The organism is Pseudomonas chlororaphis subsp. piscium, assembly GCF_003850345.1.
Classification (GTDB): Bacteria; Pseudomonadota; Gammaproteobacteria; order Pseudomonadales; family Pseudomonadaceae; genus Aquipseudomonas; species Aquipseudomonas piscium.
In genome coordinates, this window is sequence record NZ_CP027707.1 from 6,155,076 (window position 1) to 6,172,965 (window position 17,890).

Annotated in this window: 14 protein-coding genes; 5 read left to right on the forward strand and 9 right to left on the reverse strand. The window is 64.7% G+C overall.

All coding sequences use genetic code 11. The features are described 5' to 3' along the window. Positions 1-162 precede the first annotated feature (162 nt). The 4 genes from C4K38_RS27920 to C4K38_RS27935 all read right to left on the reverse strand — a co-directional run bounded on the left by C4K38_RS27920 (position 163) and on the right by C4K38_RS27935 (position 5,266). Entirely contained in the window at positions 163-783 is a 621-nt protein-coding gene (locus C4K38_RS27920; protein WP_053281026.1) for a heme acquisition protein HasA, read from the reverse strand. A gap of 81 nt (positions 784-864) precedes the next feature. Then, positions 865-3,549, reverse strand: coding sequence for a TonB-dependent receptor (locus C4K38_RS27925; protein ID WP_053281027.1), 2,685 nt, complete (start codon positions 3,547-3,549; stop codon positions 865-867). Between the two features lie 130 nt (positions 3,550-3,679). Further along, positions 3,680-4,684, reverse strand: coding sequence for a FecR family protein (locus tag C4K38_RS27930; protein ID WP_053281028.1), 1,005 nt, complete (start codon positions 4,682-4,684; stop codon positions 3,680-3,682). Between the two features lie 63 nt (positions 4,685-4,747). After that, positions 4,748-5,266 (reverse strand): RNA polymerase sigma factor, encoded by a 519-nt coding sequence (locus C4K38_RS27935; protein WP_007928868.1) that lies wholly within the window; start codon positions 5,264-5,266, stop codon positions 4,748-4,750. A gap of 256 nt (positions 5,267-5,522) precedes the next feature. Here C4K38_RS27935 and aroQ point away from each other — a divergent pair, with 256 nt between their 5' ends. Together aroQ and C4K38_RS27945 are read left to right on the forward strand one after the other, a co-directional pair. After that, positions 5,523-5,972 (forward strand): type II 3-dehydroquinate dehydratase, encoded by a 450-nt coding sequence (aroQ, locus tag C4K38_RS27940; RefSeq protein WP_053281029.1) that lies wholly within the window; start codon positions 5,523-5,525, stop codon positions 5,970-5,972. Continuing rightward, a complete protein-coding gene (locus C4K38_RS27945) occupies positions 5,969-6,823 on the forward strand; it encodes a shikimate dehydrogenase (protein ID WP_053281030.1) in 855 nt (284 codons plus the stop codon). The genes aroQ and C4K38_RS27945 overlap by 4 nt, the downstream gene beginning before the upstream one ends. A 98-nt stretch (positions 6,824-6,921) precedes the next feature. On the opposite strand, the gene C4K38_RS27950 is transcribed toward C4K38_RS27945, so the two are convergent. Further along, positions 6,922-8,121, reverse strand: a complete 1,200-nt coding sequence (locus tag C4K38_RS27950; protein ID WP_053281031.1) for a benzoate/H(+) symporter BenE family transporter — start codon at positions 8,119-8,121, stop codon at positions 6,922-6,924. 137 nt (positions 8,122-8,258) lie between these two features. Between C4K38_RS27950 and pdxR the strand changes: the two genes are divergently transcribed. Continuing rightward, positions 8,259-9,746, forward strand: coding sequence for a MocR-like pyridoxine biosynthesis transcription factor PdxR (gene pdxR / locus C4K38_RS27955; protein ID WP_053281032.1), 1,488 nt, complete (start codon positions 8,259-8,261; stop codon positions 9,744-9,746). 4 nt (positions 9,747-9,750) lie between these two features. Here the strand turns inward: pdxR and C4K38_RS27960 are convergent, their stop codons facing one another. Together C4K38_RS27960 and quiC are read right to left on the reverse strand one after the other, a co-directional pair. Beyond that, complete coding sequence (locus tag C4K38_RS27960; protein ID WP_053281033.1) at positions 9,751-10,428, reverse strand: TetR/AcrR family transcriptional regulator; 678 nt, start codon at positions 10,426-10,428, stop codon at positions 9,751-9,753. Positions 10,429-10,532: 104 nt separating this feature from the next. Beyond that, positions 10,533-12,443 carry a 3-dehydroshikimate dehydratase QuiC gene (gene quiC, locus C4K38_RS27965; RefSeq protein ID WP_053281034.1) on the reverse strand — a complete coding sequence of 637 codons (1,911 nt, stop codon included), beginning with the start codon at positions 12,441-12,443 and terminating at the stop codon, positions 10,533-10,535. A gap of 581 nt (positions 12,444-13,024) precedes the next feature. Between quiC and C4K38_RS27970 the strand changes: the two genes are divergently transcribed. Then, positions 13,025-14,362, forward strand: a complete 1,338-nt coding sequence (locus tag C4K38_RS27970; RefSeq protein WP_053281035.1) for an MFS transporter — start codon at positions 13,025-13,027, stop codon at positions 14,360-14,362. 84 nt (positions 14,363-14,446) lie between these two features. Further along, the gene (locus C4K38_RS27975) at positions 14,447-16,069 is read left to right on the forward strand and encodes a methyl-accepting chemotaxis protein (protein WP_053281036.1); all 1,623 of its coding nucleotides are present in this window, start codon (positions 14,447-14,449) and stop codon (positions 16,067-16,069) included. On the opposite strand, the gene C4K38_RS27980 is transcribed toward C4K38_RS27975, so the two are convergent. Both C4K38_RS27980 and C4K38_RS27985 read right to left on the reverse strand, forming a co-directional pair. Beyond that, entirely contained in the window at positions 16,070-16,948 is an 879-nt protein-coding gene (locus C4K38_RS27980; protein WP_053281037.1) for a DMT family transporter, read from the reverse strand. Between the two features lie 124 nt (positions 16,949-17,072). Continuing rightward, positions 17,073-17,888 (reverse strand): sugar phosphate isomerase/epimerase family protein, encoded by an 816-nt coding sequence (locus C4K38_RS27985; protein ID WP_053281038.1) that lies wholly within the window; start codon positions 17,886-17,888, stop codon positions 17,073-17,075. Between the last annotated feature and the right edge of the window lie 2 nt (positions 17,889-17,890).

Sequence of the window (17,890 nt, forward strand, 5' to 3'; positions counted from 1 at the left end):
TCGGCAAGAGGCGTGCCGCGTGCGTTGACAGCCATCGCGGCGCTCCCCAGAATTTGCCACCGCCGCCGCCCTGGCCTTCGAAAACTCGGGCGACGGGGGTGATTCAAGCGAACGAATGGAAGAGCGATCTTTCATTCGTTTTTTTATGCCTCAAGCGGCCATTCAGGCTGCCAGCGCCCAGTCCTGGGCCACGTCCTGCACACCCACCAGGCCGATGTCGGCCGCGGCGGCGGATGCCGGGGCGACGTGGGCGACACCGGCCGCGGCCAGGTCGTCGAACGTCGAGTTGATCGACAGGTTCGGGCTGATCGCCTTGAGCAGGGCATCGATCTCGCCGGCCAGCGCCGAGCTGTCGCCGCTCATCAGGCCATAGACCACCTTGTGCACCTCACCGGCACGGCCTTCGTCGCGCAGGCTGTTGAGGCCCAGGTTGGTGAAACTGACTTCCTGGCTGACCAGGTCATAGCCACCGGCGCTCGGGCCACCGGTCAGGGTGTCGCCCAGCGAGACGCTGTTCAGGTTGCCCCACAGGGTGTGGCTCGGGCTCTCGAACAGGGTGTAGTTCAGGTTGCCTTCGGCCACGAACGCGGCGTCGCTGTTGGTGCTCTTCAGGGCGTACTCGGTCCCCGAGAACGGGCCCGGGTTGAAGCCGCCGGTGTTGGTGCCATCGACCACCTGGCCCGGGCGATGGTTGACGTCGCCAAAGTAGGCCGACCAGTCATTGAGGTAGTTCGAAACGCTGACGCCGCCGTAGGTAGCGCTGTAGGAAATGGAAATGCTCATGCAAAACTCCAGTACATAGGTTGGTCACTCCGCAGCGGGCCGATGCCCGCTGCGGTTTTGCCCTTCTCTGGGCAAAAGCGGTCAGAACTGATATTCGAGGGTGCCCTGCAAGGTGCGGCCACGCCCCAGGGTGAAGGCCAGCACGTCGCCCATGGGCACCAGGTAGGCGCGGTCGGTGACGTTCTCCATCGCCAGGCGCAGGGTCAGTTCTTCGGTGGCGCGGTAGCTGCCGTACAGGTCGTAAACGGTGTAGGACTTCCAGTCCGCGGGGTAGACGCTGGTGGTGGTGCGGGTGTTGCTGCCGCCTTCCGAGTAGCCCGCGCTGTAGCGGGCCCGGGCGCCGATATCCAGCTTGCGCTCGAAGAAGCGCGCGCCCAGGGTCAAGGTGCCACGGTCCATCGGCATGTGCTCGGCCGAGCCGAGGATCGCGCTGCAATGGCTGGCGCTGTTGGCCTGCTCGTCCGGGCGCATGCCGACCACCGGGGCGCGGCCGGCCGTGCTGTTCTTCACGGTCTGGGTCACCCCGCCCAGCCACGCGGTCTTCGAGCAGAAGTCGTTGCTGCCGATCATGTGGGTGTAGGCCAACTGCCCGTAGGCACGCCCGGCGTCGTAGTCGAGCTGGTACTCCACGCCCTTGAAGCGGGTGTCCTGCAGGTTGTTGACGTAGGCGCTGTTGCCGATCCCGGCCATGCCGTAGCCGGGGGGCTGCATGCCCATGTTCATGAAGATGAAGTCTTCGACGCGGGTGTCGAAGTAGGCGACCTTGATCCCCAGCCGGTCATCGTCGAACCACAGGTTTTCCTTGAACAGGTTGACCCCGGCTTCCCAGGTGGTGGAACGCTCCGGGCGCAGGAAGGGGTTCGGGTACATGCTCTCGGCACCACCGCCGTGGGGGCGGCCGGTGATCAGGGTCTCGGTGATCGCCGGCGGACGCCAGCCCTTGCCGTAGCTGGCGAACAGTTGCAGCCATTCCACGCCGGGCTTGATCGACAGGCCGAAGGTCGGCGAGAAACGCCCTTCCTCGGTGTCCACGTCATAATTGACCGGCACCGTGGTTTGCCGGGTGGTGCCGAGAATGAAGGTGCGGGTATTGATCCCGGTATCGCCGCGCAACCGGTAACGGTCGTAGCGCAACCCGGCGTTCAGGTTCAGCCAGCCGTCGTAGTCGTAGTCCAGGCGGGCGAACAGGCTGCCGAGCGCGCGATCGCCCTTGGGCGTCATGCCTTCCGAGGCCGGGGCGTTCACCGCCGAACCGCTCGCCACCGGCTGGCTGGAGTCCGGGCGCACCTTGTCGTAGAAGAACTCCAGGCCGTAGTTGGCCTTGAGCGTCGACAGCTCGCCGAGGGCGAAGGTCGAGGTGTTCTGCGCCTGGGCGCCGTAGGTGTCGGTCTGGTAGGTGATCGAATAACCGGGGGTGATGCCCCGTTGCAGGGTGCTCTGGTCGTTGCGGTTGTCGACGTAATAGAGCTTGGCCTTGAAGTCCACCAGCGGGTTGTCCGGGGTGTAGCTGTAGTCGAGGGCGAAGTTCTGCGAGCGCACATCGCTGCTGCCCAGCTTCTCCCACAGCTGGTCCTTCTCGGTGTTGAGCATGTTGGCGTCGTCGTAGGACACCTGGGTGGTCAGGTAGCTGAACTGCAGGCGCTGGTCCTGGGGCAGGTTCAGCCCGAGCTTGGCCAGGCGCGAGCGCATCACCGAACCGGAGTAGGCCACCGGCGAGTTCTTTACCCGGTCGTTGATCGAAGGGTCCCGCCAGCCACCAGTACGCAGTTCGCCGATGCTGCCGCGGGTCCCCGGATCGTAGTCGCCCAGGTGCCGCTCGCTGGCGGCGACCAGCATGTCCCAGACTTCGGTGCCGATGGCGAAGGCTGAACTGCCGATAAAGTGCGTGCCGTTGCTGCGCCCGCCCAGGCCGCTGGTCAGACGAATGCGCCCGCCCATTTCCTCGCCCGGATTGATCAGGTCGCGGGCTTCCAGGGTACGAAAATTGGCGATCCCGCCGATCACCCCGGCACCGCCCATGCTGGAGGTCGCACCCTTCTCGATCACCACCTCGGAAAGCAGCTCGGGGTCGACATACAGGGTGCCGTTGCGTTGCTGGTGGCCGCTCTGCTGGTAGTTCTGGCGCATGCCGTCGACCGACATGTTGACCCGGCCGTAATCCTGGATGCCGCGGATGTTCACCGACAGGCCGGGGTCCTGCTGGCTGACCGCCGAATACACGCCGCTGGTTTCTTCCAGCATGTCCGCCGCGTGCCGGGGCGGGTTGCGGTCGATCTGCTCACGGCTGACGACGCTCATCGAACGCGGCGCGCTGTAGACCCAGTCGCTTTTTCGCCCTTCGAGATTGCCGGACACAGTGGTGGTGGCCAGAGCCAAAGCGCCCTGGTGCTCGGCCGCGACACGGTTCAGGGTGACCTGACTGTCGCCGGTGAAGCGGTATTCCACCGGCGCATTGCCCAGCAGCCGCGCCAGGCCTTCCTGGACGCTGTAGCTGCCCTTGAGCGGCGAGCTGTGCAGGCCCTTGAGGCGCTGGCTGTCGAACAGCACTTGCAGCCCGGCCTGTTCGGCGAAGGCCAGCACGGCGCTGTCCAGGGCTTGCGCAGGAATGTCGAACATCAGGCGGCTTGGCTGCTCGGCGCCGGCAACCGCGGCACTCGGCGCCGCGTGCACCAGGCCGGCATCGAGCAGCAGCCCCGCGGCGCCCAGGTGAATGGCCAGGGCCAAGCGGCTTGCGGCGTGAACTCCAGTGCGACTGCTTACCCTCATACTCGTATTCCTGCGCTGGCTGTTTTATTTATGCGAATGCATCTCAGTTAGCTAGACGTGCCAGGCAGGAAAACTCAGTAAGGTTTTTTCCAATTATTTTTCACGGGGAGGAAACAGGCGGCGCCAGGCCTCAGTAAATCAGGCTGACGCCGGCCAGATCGAAGTGCCGCACCTGCAGTTCCCGGGTCAGGGTGGCCAGGGCGGTGTCGAGCATGTCCAGGCGGAACACGCCGCTGACCTGACGCTGGGCCAGGGCATCGTTGCCCAGCAGCACCCGGCCGGGGCGATAACGATTGAGCTGTTCGATCACCAGCGCCAACGGCTGGCGATCGAACACCAGCACGCCACGACGCCAGCCGGTTGCCCGTTGCAGATCGACAGCCTCCAGGGCGACCACCCCCGACAGCGGGTTGTAGCGCGCGCTCTGCCCTTCCTGCAGCACCCGTTCGGAAGCGCCCTGTTGCGCCGGCGTATCCAGGCTCACGGCAACACTGTGTTGCAGCACGCCGACCCAGGCCTGCCGGTCGCTCTCACGCCCCACCACGAAGCGCGTGCCCAGGGCGCGGGTCTGCCCGCCGGCACTCTCGACCACAAAAGGGCGGCTCTCCTCGCCGTCCATGGGCGCCACGTCGAACACCGCGGAGCCGGCAAGCAAGTGCACCTGGCGCTGGGTCTGGTTGAAATCGAGGCGAATGGCGCTGGACGAATCCAGCTCCACGGTACTGCCATCGGCCAACTGCACGGTGCGTACTTCGCCTTTGCCGGTAAGGTAGTCGGCCTGCATGTGCAGCAAGGCTTGCGGCCCTTGCCACCCGCCGAGCGCGACGGCCAGCACCAGCACCGCGGCGCTGGCCGCCCGCGGCAGGAAACGCCGACGGCGCGGTCGGTGAACCGCCGTGGCCCTGGCGGCGGGCGCCCGACGCGGTTGCGCCAGTTGCGGCTCCAGGCGCAGCTCGCCCAGCGCGTCCCAGGTCTGCCGGGCAAACGCCAGCGCCTGGGCATGGCGCGGGTCCCGCGCCTGCCATTGCTCCAGCTCGGCCTGCTCGGCGGCGCTCAGTCCACCGACGTGCAAACGCACCGCCCAGTCGGCGGCGGCCTCAGTGATACTGCGCTCTTGCGGACCCTGGCTATTCACGTGTGAATCTCGATTTCTCGTTATATATAAGCAGTGACGACTGACCCCGGTTTTTACCGTAACTCACTCGTCGGCCGCCCGACCGCCGGTAGCCAGGCGCTGCATCACATGGGCCAGGGCCCTGGACAGGTGTTTCTGCACCGAGCTGTCGGAAATCTCCAGATGCCTGGCCACTTCGGCGTGGGTCATGCCTTCGATCCGGTTCAAGCGGAAAATCTCCTGAGTGCGCGGCGGCAACTCCAGAATGGCCTGCTTCAATGCCTTGCGCTGTTGCTGCGCCATCGCCTGAGCCTCCAGACCGGCCTGCTCATCCTCGATCTCGGCCAGGGCCTCATGGGGCACGGTGTCGGTCTTGCGCCGCGCTTCCTGACGGACATGGTCGATCAGCAGATTGTTCGCCGTTCGGTAGAGATAACCCTGGGAATTGTCGATGCGCTCGCCGCGCGTCTGTTCGGCCAGCCGCAGGAAACTCTCCTGCACCAGATCAGCGGCCAACTGCGGGTCCCGTACCTTGCGCGCCAGATACCCACGCAAGGTAGCGGCATGCTTGAGAAACAGCCCCTTGAGATCCACGTCCGACAAACCGACTCCCTGGAACTTGAAGGAAATTGGCCGGCATCTTACGGCTTACTAAGAATTATTTTCAATTGATATGAATACGCATCTTCTGCCGAGAAGGTGAAAGAACTTCTCCACTCATCCGGGTAGTGTTCGATTATCGAACCACTATTTCGGGGCCGTCCCCCGACTTATTGACCAAATTAACCAGTTAGTACAATTTAGCTGCAGCCGCTGGCCGCTCAAGCCGCGCCCACAATAACAACGGAGAATTCCCCTCATGCGCCCTATCGTTCTGGTGCTCAACGGCCCGAACCTGAACCTGCTCGGCACCCGCGAACCCGCCACTTACGGTCACGAGACCCTGGCCGACATTTCCGCCCAGTGCGGGCGTGCCGCCGAGGAGTTCGGCCTGACCGTGGAGTTTCGCCAGACCAACCACGAAGGCGAACTGCTGGACTGGATTCACGGCGCTCGTGGCCGTTGCGCCGGGATCCTGATCAACCCGGCGGCCTGGACCCACACCTCGGTGGCGATCCGCGATGCCCTGGTGGCCAGCGAACTGCCGGTGATCGAAGTGCACCTGTCGAACGTCCACGCCCGCGAACCCTTCCGCCATCACTCCTTTGTCTCGGGCATCGCCCTGGCGGTCATGTGCGGCTTCGGCAGCCATGGCTATCGCCTGGCACTGGCGCACTTCAGCCAGCGTTTTCAAGGAGCCCAGGCATGACCCAGCAGAACACAGTACTGGCCGGACTGATCGGCGCCGGCATCCAGGCCTCGCGCACCCCGGCACTGCATGAGCACGAAGGCGACGCCCAGGGCCTGCGCTACCTGTACCGGCTGATCGACCTGGACCAGCTGCAACTCGACAGCAACGCCCTGCCCGACCTGCTACTGGCCGCCGAGCGCATGAACTTCACCGGGTTGAACATCACCTTTCCCTGCAAGCAGAGCATCATCCCGTTGCTCGATGAGCTGTCGCCCGAGGCCCGCGGCATCGGCGCGGTGAACACAGTGGTGCTCAAGGACGGCAAGCGCGTCGGCCACAACACCGACTGCCTGGGTTTTGCCGAAGGTTTCCGCCGCGGCTTGCAGGGCGTGGCCCTGGAGCGTGTGGTGCAGATGGGCGCCGGCGGCGCCGGTGCGGCGGTGGCCCATGCGCTGCTCAGCGAAGGCGTGCAGCAGCTGAGCATCTTCGATGTGGAAAGCGCCCGCGCCCAGAGCCTGGCAGATAACCTCAACCAGCATTTCGGCCCCGGCCGGGCCAAGGCCGGCGTCGACCTGCCCACCACCCTGGCCGCCGCCGACGGCCTGGTGAACACCACACCGATGGGCATGGCCAAGCTGCCGGGCATGCCGGTGCCGGTCGAGTTGCTGCGCCCTGAGCTGTGGGTCGCGGAGATCGTCTACTTCCCCTTGGAAACCGAGTTGCTGCGCAATGCCCGCGCCCTCGGTTGCCGCACCCTGGACGGCGGCAACATGGCGGTATTTCAGGCGGTGAAGGCGTTCGAGCTGTTCAGCGGCGTGGCGCCGGATGCCCAGCGCATGCTCGCGCATTTCCAGAGCATGAATGGCTGACCGTGCATGACCGGGTCGGTGCGGGGCCGTGATCAGCCCCGCTCTCGACAGGTGCCCGCCGTACGGTGAGGTACCCCATTGCAATACCCCCCTTGCGACTACGCACGTTCCTGACGACCGGCTGGCCGCAGCCGGCCGTGCATCACGCCGTGCGCCAGCAACCCCGCCAGCAACCCCCAGAATGCGCCGCCCAAACCGAACAAGGTGATATTGGCAGCGGTCGCCAGGAAGGTGATCAAGGCGGTTTCCCGGCCATTGGGCTCGACCAGCGCGGTGGCAAGACTCCCGCCGATCGCACCCAACAGGGCCAAACCCGCAAGGGTGGTGATAAAGGTCGCCGGCAGGACCACGAACAGCGCCGCCAGGGTGCTGCCGAAAATCCCCACCAGCAGATAGAACACCCCACAAGCAAGCCCGGCCAGATAACGCTTGGCGGGCTCCTCATGCGCCTCCTTGCCCGTACAGATGGCGGCGGTAATCGCGGCGACGTTGAATGCATGGGAACCGAACGGCGCCATCAACAAGGAGCCCAGCCCTGTCACCGTAAGAATTGGATTGGCACTGGTCTTGAATCCGTCGTTGCGCAGCACCAGCATGCCGGGCATGTACTGGCCGGTCAGGGTGATCAGGAACAACGGCAGGGCCACGCTCAACAGCGCATTCAGCGAGAACACCGGCAAGGTCAGCACCGGCACGGCCGGCTTGAGTTCGAGGCCGGCGAAACTGACTTGCCCCAACCCGAGCAACAGCACGATGCCGATCAGCAATACCCCGACAATCGCATAACGCGCGGTAAAGCGGCGTAGCAGCACATAGCTGAGCAGCAGCGCGCCCACCAGCAAAGGATCCACCCCCGCCCCGTCGAAAGCGCCAATCCCGAAGCGCAGCAAAATGCCCGCCAGCAGGCCCGCCGCGATTCCCGGCGGGATCAGCTTCACCACCCGCTCGAAATAACCCGACATCCCCAGCACGACGAAGCCGACAGCCGACAGCATGAAGGCGCCGATCATTTCCGGGTAAGGCGTGCTCGGCAGTACCGCGATCAGGAAGGCCGCGCCCGGGGTCGACCAGGCGGTAATGATCGGCTCGCGGTAGCGATAGCTCAGCCAGGCGCCGGTCAGGCCGACGCCGATCGAGATCGACCAGATCCACGAAGCGGTCTGCTCGGGACTCAGCCCCGCCGCCTTGGCCCCCTGGAAAACCAGAATGAAGGTTCCCCCGTAATTGACGATGACCGAAATCAGCGCGGCAACGCTCGGATGCAGCAGGTCAGCGATTCTGATGCTGGCGGTTTTCATCGGTGGGCCCCTCTGGATGTGTTGGCGAGGCGAGGGAGTATCCGCAGGTAATGGTCTGTATAAAATATCCACTTTCCATCAATATCCCAGACCACTTTTCCAGCTTGTCGCGCAGTCCAACGATCCACAGGCCCCCGATGAAAACCCGTAAAACCGCCTATCCCATCTGGAACCGTCTGCAACTGGCCAAGGACGGCCACTTGTCCTTGCGCGAGCAATTGCTGCTGTTCCTGCGCAAAGGCATCGCCGAGGGCAGCGTCAAGGCCGGCATCCGCCTGCCGGCCTCACGTGTGCTGGCGGCCCAGCTGGGGCTGTCACGCATGACCGTGACCGAGGCCTATGGGCAGTTGATCGCCGAGGGGTTCCTGGAGGCCCGGACAGGTTCGGGCACCTATGTCATGGCCCGCATCGCCGAACCAACGGCCTCGCCGCCCGCCCGGACAGGGGCCACCATCGGCTCCACCCGGGCCCGGGCGTTGACCGGGAACGACTCGATGTCCGTGGCCCCCGCCGCCTGGCCGCTGACTCCGGGCCTGCCGGCGCTGGACGCCTTTCCCTATGCCCTGTGGGGGCGCCTGGAAGGTCGGTTCTGGCGACGCCGGCCACTTCCCGACCTGTCCTACGGCGACCCACAGGGTTTCCTGCCATTACGCGAAGCCTTGGCGGCTTACCTGGGCGCGGCACGCGGGGTGGTCTGCCAGGCCAGTCACATCGTGATTACTCCCGGTGCCCAAGCGGCGGTGTCGATTGCGACACTGGCGCTCACCGACCAGGGAGATCGCGTCTGGGTCGAGAACCCCGGCTACGATGCGGCCTACCGCAGCGTGTTGCTGGCTGGCGTGCAGGCGGTGGGCGTTCCAGTAGATAAAGAAGGGCTGGATGTGCAGGCCGGCCGCCGGCTCGCGCCAGACGCCAGGCTCGCGCTGGTATCACCTTCACACCAATATCCCCTGGGGGTCGGCATGAGTCTGGCGCGACGCCTGGCCTTGCTGCAATGGGCCCACGATGCCGATGCCTTCATCCTCGAAGACGATTACGACAGCGAGTTCCGTTACGGCGGCGCGCCAACACCGGCGCTCAAGGCCCTGGACGGTCATCAGGGGCGGGTGATTTATGTGGGGACCTTGAGCAAGCTGCTGGCGCCGGGGCTGCGCCTGGGGTTCCTGGTCGCCCCCGAGGCGGTGGTGGACGTGTTGCGCAAGGTGCGCAATGGCAGTGGCCACCGCGTACCTTTGTCGCTCCAGACGACGGCGGCGGAGTTCATCGGCAATGGCCACCTCGGTAGCCATATCCGTCGTAGCCAGGCGGTTTATGCGCAACGTCGCGCAGCCTTGCTGGCGGCCATTCACAACGCCGGCAGCGAGCGCATGAGGGTAGCCAGCAGCGTTACCGGATTGCATCTGCTCGCCGAACTGCCCGATGGCCTCGACGACCAGGCTATCGCTGCCGCCGCCCATGCCCGGAAAATCGGCGTCGCACCGCTGTCAGGTTTTTTCGTTGGCGCCCAGGGCCGGCCACGTCCTGGCTTGTTGATGGGCTTTGGCAATACCCGGGCGGAGTCGATGCAGGATGCGGTTGAAACCCTATGCCGCCTGATCGATCGGCAGCGGGGTTCAACCCTTTAGGCAATCAGGCCTGCAAGTAACGCAGCACCGACTCGCAGATCATCTCGCGATGACGCTGCTTGATCGTCTCGTCGGGCAGGTCGATCTGGAAGATCTCACCGAAGGTGTGGCGGTTGGACACGCGGTAGAAGCAGAACGAGCTGATCAGCAAGTGCACATCCAGCGGGTCCAGGCCGGCGCGGAACACGCCCTCGTCGACCCCGCGCTGCAGGATCTCGCCCAAGGCATGGAGGATGGTGTTGTTCATCGCCTTGATCGTCTCGGAGTGCTTCACGTACTCGGCGTTGTGAATGTTCTCGATGCTGACGATGCGCACGAAATCGACGTTGCGGTCGTGGTGATCGAAGGTGAACTCCACCAACCGGCGAATCGCATCGCGCGGCGCCAGTTCCGCCAGGTGCAGGCGGCTCTCGGTGCTGCGGATATCGCCGTAGAGCTTCTCCAGCACCTCGACGTACAGCTGTTCCTTGCTGCCGAAGTAGTAATAGATCATGCGCTTGGAGGTGTGGATGCGCTCGGCGATGGCATCCACCCGAGCGCCGGACAGGCCCTGCTGCACGAACTCCACAATGGCTTCTTGAAGAATGTTCTCGCGGGTCTTTTCCGGGTTGTTCTTGCGACTCTTGCGCGGCTCGTTCACGGACTGCTCGGGCACTACGGAGAGTTCTGTGGTCATTGTCATTCTGGGGCTCACGGCCATCGCTGCACACGCGGGCGATTATGGGCCGCGTCGCGCAGCGAAGGAAAGCAGGACGGCGGCCCTTTGCCTCCGCCGTTACGAAACTCCTACAACTTGGCGTGCCGCACCGCGCCACTGCGCGACTTGGCCATGGCCGCCAGGCGCACCGCGACGTTCGCCGCGCCATAGCCGACATAGCCATTCTTGCGCTGGATGATCTCAAAGAAGAAGCGCCCCTCGAACGGCTCGGTGTAGACGTGGAACAGCTCGCCGCCCTGGGCGTCACGGTCGTAGAGCACGTTGTAGTAGGCCAGCTCGCTGAGGAACTCGTCGTCGAAATCGAAGCGTGCCGCCAGGTCGTCGTAATAGTTCAGCGGGATGTCCAGCAGCGGTACACCCGCCTCCTTGGCCCGGCTGACTTCGGCAAAGATGTCGTCGCAATCGAAGGCGATATGATGCACGCCCGAGCCGCCATAGCTGGACAGCGCATGGGAGATCGCGGTCTTGCGGTTCTCGGAAATGTTCAGCGGCAACCGAATGGTGCTGCAACGGCTGCGCAGCGCCCGGCTCTTCACCAGCCCGTAGGGGTCGGGCAGCACCACTTCGTCGTCGGCGGTGAAATCCAGCAGGCTCTTGTAGAACAGCACCCAGCTGTCGAGGTTGTCGGCCGGCAGTGCCATGGCCATGTGGTCGATGCGCTTGAGGCCGCCCTTGGCCACCACCCCGGGAAGCATATTGAAATCGGTGTCGTACAGGTTCTGCCCGCCCTGCTCCTGATCCACCAGGTAGATCAGGCTGCCATCCAGCTCGCGCACGGCGGCCAGTTCCAGTTCGTTGGGGCCCACCAGCCCGCGGTACGGCTGGCCCTTGTAGGCTACCGCGCGCTCCAGCGCCTTGGCGCTGTCCTTGACCCGGATCGCCGTGGCGCACACCGAAGGGCCGTGAGCTTCGAAGAAGCTGTGGGCGAAGGAATAAGGCTCGGAGTTGAGGATCAGGTTGATATCGCCCTGGCGCATCAGGCTGACGTTCTTCGAGCGGTGCTGGCCGGCCTTGGCAAACCCCAGGCGTTCCAGCCAGCCGCCGAGCTTGGCGCCCAGCGCTTCGTCCACGGCGAACTCGAGAAACTCGGTGCCGCCGTATTCACTGGCCGGCGGCGGCGCGAACAGCGTATCGATATTGGCCACGGGCGTGGCTTCCTGCGCCAGGCGCTGACGGGTTTTCTCTTCGAGGTACAGCAGCGAACGCAGGCCGTCCGCGGCGTTGGCCCGGGGTGGCGCGGCGCGGAAACCGTCGTTGAAGATCTCCAGGGACAAAGGCCCGGTGTAGCCGCTCTTGATGATCGGCGCGAGGAACCCCGGCAGGTCGAAATCGCCCTGCCCCGGGAAGCAGCGAAAATGCCGGCTCCACTCCAGCACGTCCATGGCCAGGATCGGCGCGTCGGCCATCTGCACGAAGAAGATCTTGTCCCCAGGAATCTCGGCGATCGCCGCCGGGTCGCCCTTGAGCGACAGGGTGTGGAAGCTGTCGAGCAGCACGCCCAGGCTTGGATGGTCGGCCTCGCGGACGATGTCCCAGACCTGTTGATAAGTATTGACGTGCCGGCCCCAGGCCAGGGCTTCGTAGCCGATCCGCAGGCCACGGCTGCCAGCGCGCTCGGCCAGCAGGCGCAGGTCGTCCACCAGGATCTGCCGGTCGCCGACACTGTCGGCCGCGGCATTGCTGCACACCAGCACCAGGTCGGTGCCCAGTTCCTGCATCAGGTCGAACTTGCGCTCGGCACGCTCCAGGTTGCGTTGCAAGCGGTCGCGGCGGCAGCCTTCGAAGTCGCGAAAGGGTTGGAACAGGGTGATGGCGATGCCCAGGTCCGCGCACATCTGGCGGATTTCCCGAGGGCTGCCGTCGTAGTAGAGCAGGTCGTTCTCGAAAATCTCCACGCCGTCGAAACCGGCGGCGGCGATGGCTTCGAGTTTTTCCGGCAGGGTACCGCTCAAGGAGACGGTGGCAATGGAACGCTGCATGTTTCAACTCCCGGTAATGACTACAGATCGGGCGCCGTGCCTGTGGCCGCTGCCGCAGGTACAGGTTTGTTATTGGATGGAGCGGATTATTGAGCCGGGCATTGCAGACAGCAATTCAAAGTGTACGAACCAGTTAGTTTTTCGTGCGATTATCGAACAAAATGGCCGTTGGCGAATTGACGATTTTTCGTCCACTGCGCACCATCGACAGCACATTGAGCCGGCACCGAACCGCTGGCTTCAATCGCCAAAGACCCAGAACACACCATAAAAATTTCAAAAATCGGGTACACCCTCATGCTTGCACTCAACGCCACACCTCTCTGCCTGGTCCTCCGGCTCTCACCCGGCCACACCTCCAACCGCCGCCTTCAGACGGACGCACTACGGCCCCTGGGCTGAACCGTGCTTGCACGCTGACCCGACCGCTTTCAATCGCCGCGCCCGATGCGCGTCGAGCAAAGCACTCAGCCGATCGATCATTGCGTTCACCCGCGACCCGTCCGCCCAGCCGACGATCGATCACGCGCCCTTGAGTCCCGACGAGTTGTCCCTCGTCAGTCATTGAACGGATGGCACACATGATTCCTTCTCAAAGCTCCCGCATGGCCCCGAGCGTCGGCACCGCCTCCGGCGGCATCGGCGACAAGATCCGCGGCGCCATGGCGGTCGGCAAGACCCGCTGGGGCATGCTCGCCCTGGTGTTCTTCGCCACCACCCTGAACTACATCGACCGCGCCGCACTGGGTGTGATGCAGCCGATCCTGGCCAAGGAAATGAGCTGGACGGCGATGGACTACGCCAACATCAACTTCTGGTTCCAGGTCGGCTACGCCATCGGTTTCGTCCTGCAAGGACGGCTGATCGACCGGGTCGGCGTCAAGCGCGTGTTCTTCTTCGCCGTGCTGCTGTGGAGCCTGGCCACCGGCGCTCACGGCCTGGCCACTTCGGCCGCGGGCTTCATGGTCTGCCGCTTCATCCTCGGGCTGACCGAGGCCGCCAACTACCCGGCCTGCGTGAAGACCACGCGCCTGTGGTTCCCGGCCGGCGAACGCGCCGTGGCCACCGGCATCTTCAACGCCGGGACCAACGTCGGCGCCATGTTCACCCCGATGCTGCTGCCGTTGATCCTGCACGCCTGGGGCTGGCAGGCGGCGTTCCTCTGCATGGCCGCGCTGGGCGCTGTCTGGCTGCTGTTCTGGGGCCTGAAGTACTTCAACCCGGAAGATCACCCGACCGTCAAACAGTCCGAGCTCGAGTACATCCAGAAAGAAGTCGAACCGGAACAGACCCGCGTGCCCTTCTCGCGCATCCTGCGCATGCGCGGCACCTGGGCCTTCGCCCTGGCCTACTCAATCACCGCGCCGGTGTTCTGGTTCTATCTGTACTGGCTGCCACCGTTCCTCAACCAGCAGTACAACCTGGGCATCAACGTGACCCAGATGGGCATCCCGCTGATCATCATCTACCTGACCGCCGACTTCGGCAGCGTCGGCGGCGGTATCCTCTCGTCGTTCCTGATCGGCCGCGGCGTCAACCCGATCAAGGCGCGCCTGATGTCCATGCTGCTGTTCGCCTGCTGCATCGTCAGCGTGGTCATGGCCGCCGGCGCCAGCAACCTGTGGATCGCGGTGCTCGCCATCTCCCTGGCCATCGGCGCGCACCAGGCCTGGACCGCCAACATCTGGAGCCTGGTGATGGACTACACGCCCAAGCACATGATGAGCACGGTGTTCGGTTTCGGCGGCATGTGCGCAGCCATCGGCGGCATGTTCATGACCCAGCTGGTGGGCCACATCCTGACCGTCACCAACAACAACTACACCGTGCTGTTCACCCTGATCCCGGCGATGTACTTCATCGCCCTGACCTGGATGTACTTCATGGCCCCCCGCAAGATTCCGAAAGTAGAAGACTGACGCTTTCCTCTCGCAGGCCCGGTTCCGGGCCTGCTTTTTTTCGTCTCCCCTACCCTGTTCCGTCCCTACCACAGAGGTCGCTCCATGCCGCTTGGTAACCTGAGCATTGCCCAACGCGCCGTGATCAGCTTCGGGGTCATCGCCCTGCTGGTGCTGTTGCAAGGGCTGTTTTCCCTCAAGCAGGTGGCCCAGGTGCGTGCCACCGGCCAGCACACCGAGAACGTCTCCCTGCCCAGCACCCGCTACCTGGGCGAAGTGCGCGACTACATCCTGAGCATCCGCGTGCTCAGCCTGCGCATGGCCCTCAACCGCGAACCCAAGGTGCTCGAAGCCACCGTCGCCCGCCTGCATCAGGTGGAGGCCTGGCTGGACCAGAGCCTCGAGAAATTCGCACCGCTGGTGGGTGACTACAATCGCCCGCAGTACGAGGCCTTCGTCGCCACGGTGAACAGCTACCGCCAGGCGCTGGACCAATACCAGGCGCTGTCGCGGGAGAACCGTAGCGCCGAGATGACCGCCCTGCTCAACGGCAGGATCCAGGAATACTCGACCCTGACTGGCGATCAGTTCAGCGAACTGATGAGCCTCACCGTCGCGCAGGTCGACCAGTCGGCCAGCCATGCCGACGCGCTGTACGACCAGGTCAAGGCCACCGTGATCGGCGCCCTGCTGGCCGTGGCCCTGCTGACCCTGTTGCTGGCCTGGCTGCTGATTCGCAGCATCGTCGTACCGATCCGCCAGGCGGTGCAGGTCGCCGAACAAGTGGCCCGGGGCGACCTCGGTTCCCCCATCGTCAGCCACGGCAATGATGAAACCGCGCGCCTGCTCAAGGCCCTGGCCAGCATGCAGTACAGCCTGCGCGACACCCTGCAACTGATCAGCGGTACCTCGACCAAACTGGCCAGCGCCGCCCAGCAGATGAGCCAGCGCACCGGCCAGGATTCCAGCCGCCTGCAACGCCAGCACAATGAAATCGAACAGGCCGCCACCGCCGTCAACCAGATGACGGTGGCCGTCGAAGAGGTGGCGCGCAATGCGCTGTCCACCTCCGACACCACCCACCAGTCAAGCCTCGAAGCCACCCAGGGCCAGGCGCGAGTGATCGAGACCCTGGATTCGATCCAGGTCATGAGCACGGAGGTCGGTACCGCTCTGCAACAGGTGCAGACCCTGGCCGAGCAGTCCCGGGAAATCGGCAAGGTGCTGGACGTGATTCGCGCCATCGCCGAACAGACCAACCTGCTGGCCCTGAATGCCGCCATCGAGGCGGCCCGGGCCGGGGAAGCCGGACGCGGATTCGCGGTGGTCGCCGACGAGGTGCGGGCCCTGGCCCATCGCACCCAGCAATCGACCCGGGAAATCGAGCAGATGATCGCCCGGGTCCGAGGCGACACCGACAGCGTGGTGCTGTCGATGCACGGCAACAGCCAGCGGGTGGCACAGACCCTGTCGGTCGCCGAACAAGCCGGGCTGGCGCTGGCGGAAATCACCCGGGCCATGGAGCAGATCCACGCGCACAACCTGGTGATCGCCAGCGCCTCGGAGGAACAGGCTCAGGTCGCCCGCGAGGTGGATCGCAACCTGCTGAACATTCGCGACCTGTCCCTGGAAAGCGCCGATGCCTCGACCCTGACCAACGCCACCAGCCAGGAGCTGTCGCAACTGGCGGCGAGCCTGCAGGGCCTGGTGCTGCGCTTTCGCTTCTGATCAGCCCCGGCGCTGTTGCCAGGCAGCCGCCAGGCCGCTGAGGCAGATCACCGCGATACCCAGCTGGGTGATCGGCTGCGGCGTATGGCTGAACAACAGCCAGCCCAGCAGCCCGGCGAAGACGATCTGGCAATAGCCGAACGGCGCCAGCAGGGCCGGTGCCGCGAGGCGAAATGCCTGGGTCAGGAACAGGTGGGCGGTCATGCCGCAGGCCCCCAGCGCCAGCATCAGCACACCATGGAAAAAACTCGGCACCTGCCAGAAGAACGGCACCAGCGCGCTCATCACCAGGGTGTTGCACAGGCCGGCGAAGAAGTTGCTGGTGGTCGGGCTGTCGTGCTCGGCGAGCTTGCGGGTCAGCAGTTGGTAAAAGCAGAAAAACAGCGCCGAGCAGAAAGGCAGCAGCACCGCCGGGGTGAACAGATCGCCGCCCGGGTGAACGATGATCAGCACGCCGATAAAACCACAGATCACCGCCAGCCACTGGCCCTTCGTGACTCGCTCGCCCAGCAGCGGCACCGACAGCGCGGTGACCAGCACCGGTGCCAGGAAGTTGACCGCCGTAGCTTCGGCCAGAGGGATAAACAGCAGCGCCGAGGTGAACAGCAGGCTGGTGCTGAGCAGGCACAAGGCCCGCGCCAGCTGCAGTAACGGCCGCTTGGTGCGCAACACCCGCAGGCCCGATTGCGGCAGGAAGATCCCAGCCATCAGCAGGGTATGAATCAGGTAGCGAGCCCAGACCACCATCACGATCGGATAGAACCCCGAGAGGTATTTCGACAGGGCGTCGTGGCTGGAAAACAGAAAGGTCGCCACGACGACCAGCAGGATGCCCTTGAAGGGCTGGTTGACACCGGAAAGGGGTGTGCTGAGGGTCATCCGCGGGGTCTCTCAAGATAGGTTTTGTTTGTAGAAACAGCTTCGCGGGCAAGCCTCGCTCCTACGGTCAACACCGTCTGTAGGAGCGAGGCTTGCCCGCGATTGGGGTCATACGGACTACCCACTAGAGCCGGGCCAACAACGCCCGGGTCTTGTCCAACGCCATCTGCGCCCGCTCCAGGGCGCCGACGCCCTGCTCGAGCAATTTCACCGTGGGGATCTCCAGGCTCAACGGCAGGTTGGCCGGCAGACAACGCAAGAGCCCCGCCAGGTCGCAATCGCCATCCCCGGGGAAACGCCGCTCGTTACGGGCCTGGCGCAGGATCTCCTGCATGTCGTCCGGTCGCGGGCCGGCCACGTCGCACAGCTGGGCATAACGCAGCCGTGACGGCGCGACCTTTGCCAGATCCTCCAGGCGCGAGGCCGAGCGATCGAAGTGGAACGCGTCCACCAGCACCGCGGCGTTGTCGCGACCGGCGTTCTCCACCACCCGCACCGCCTGCTCCAGGTTGCGCACATCGGTCCAGGGCATGAACTCCAGGTGCGGGTGCAAGCCGTAGATCGACGCCAGGTCGCAAAGTTCGGCGAAGCGTTCGGTCATGCGCCCCTCGTCGGGGTCGTTGCCGGCCACCAGCAGCTCGCTGGCGCCGAACTCGGCGCCGACCGCCAGCACCGCCTCGAAATCCGCCACCCGGGTTTGTGGCTTGAGCCGCAGGATCTCCACATCCAGCACACCGACGCCAGTGTCGCGCAGGCGGCTCAGGGTCTGTCGGCGCAGATCGGCATCGGCCACCAGGGCAAAGTGATGCTCCTCCGGTGTCGCCGGCACCAGGCGCAAACCAACGTGGCTGTAACCGGCGCGGGCCGCGACCTCGACCATCTGCGGCGGTGAAATCTCCAGCACCGTGAGGCTGGCCAGGGAAAGAATACGCTCGCTCATGC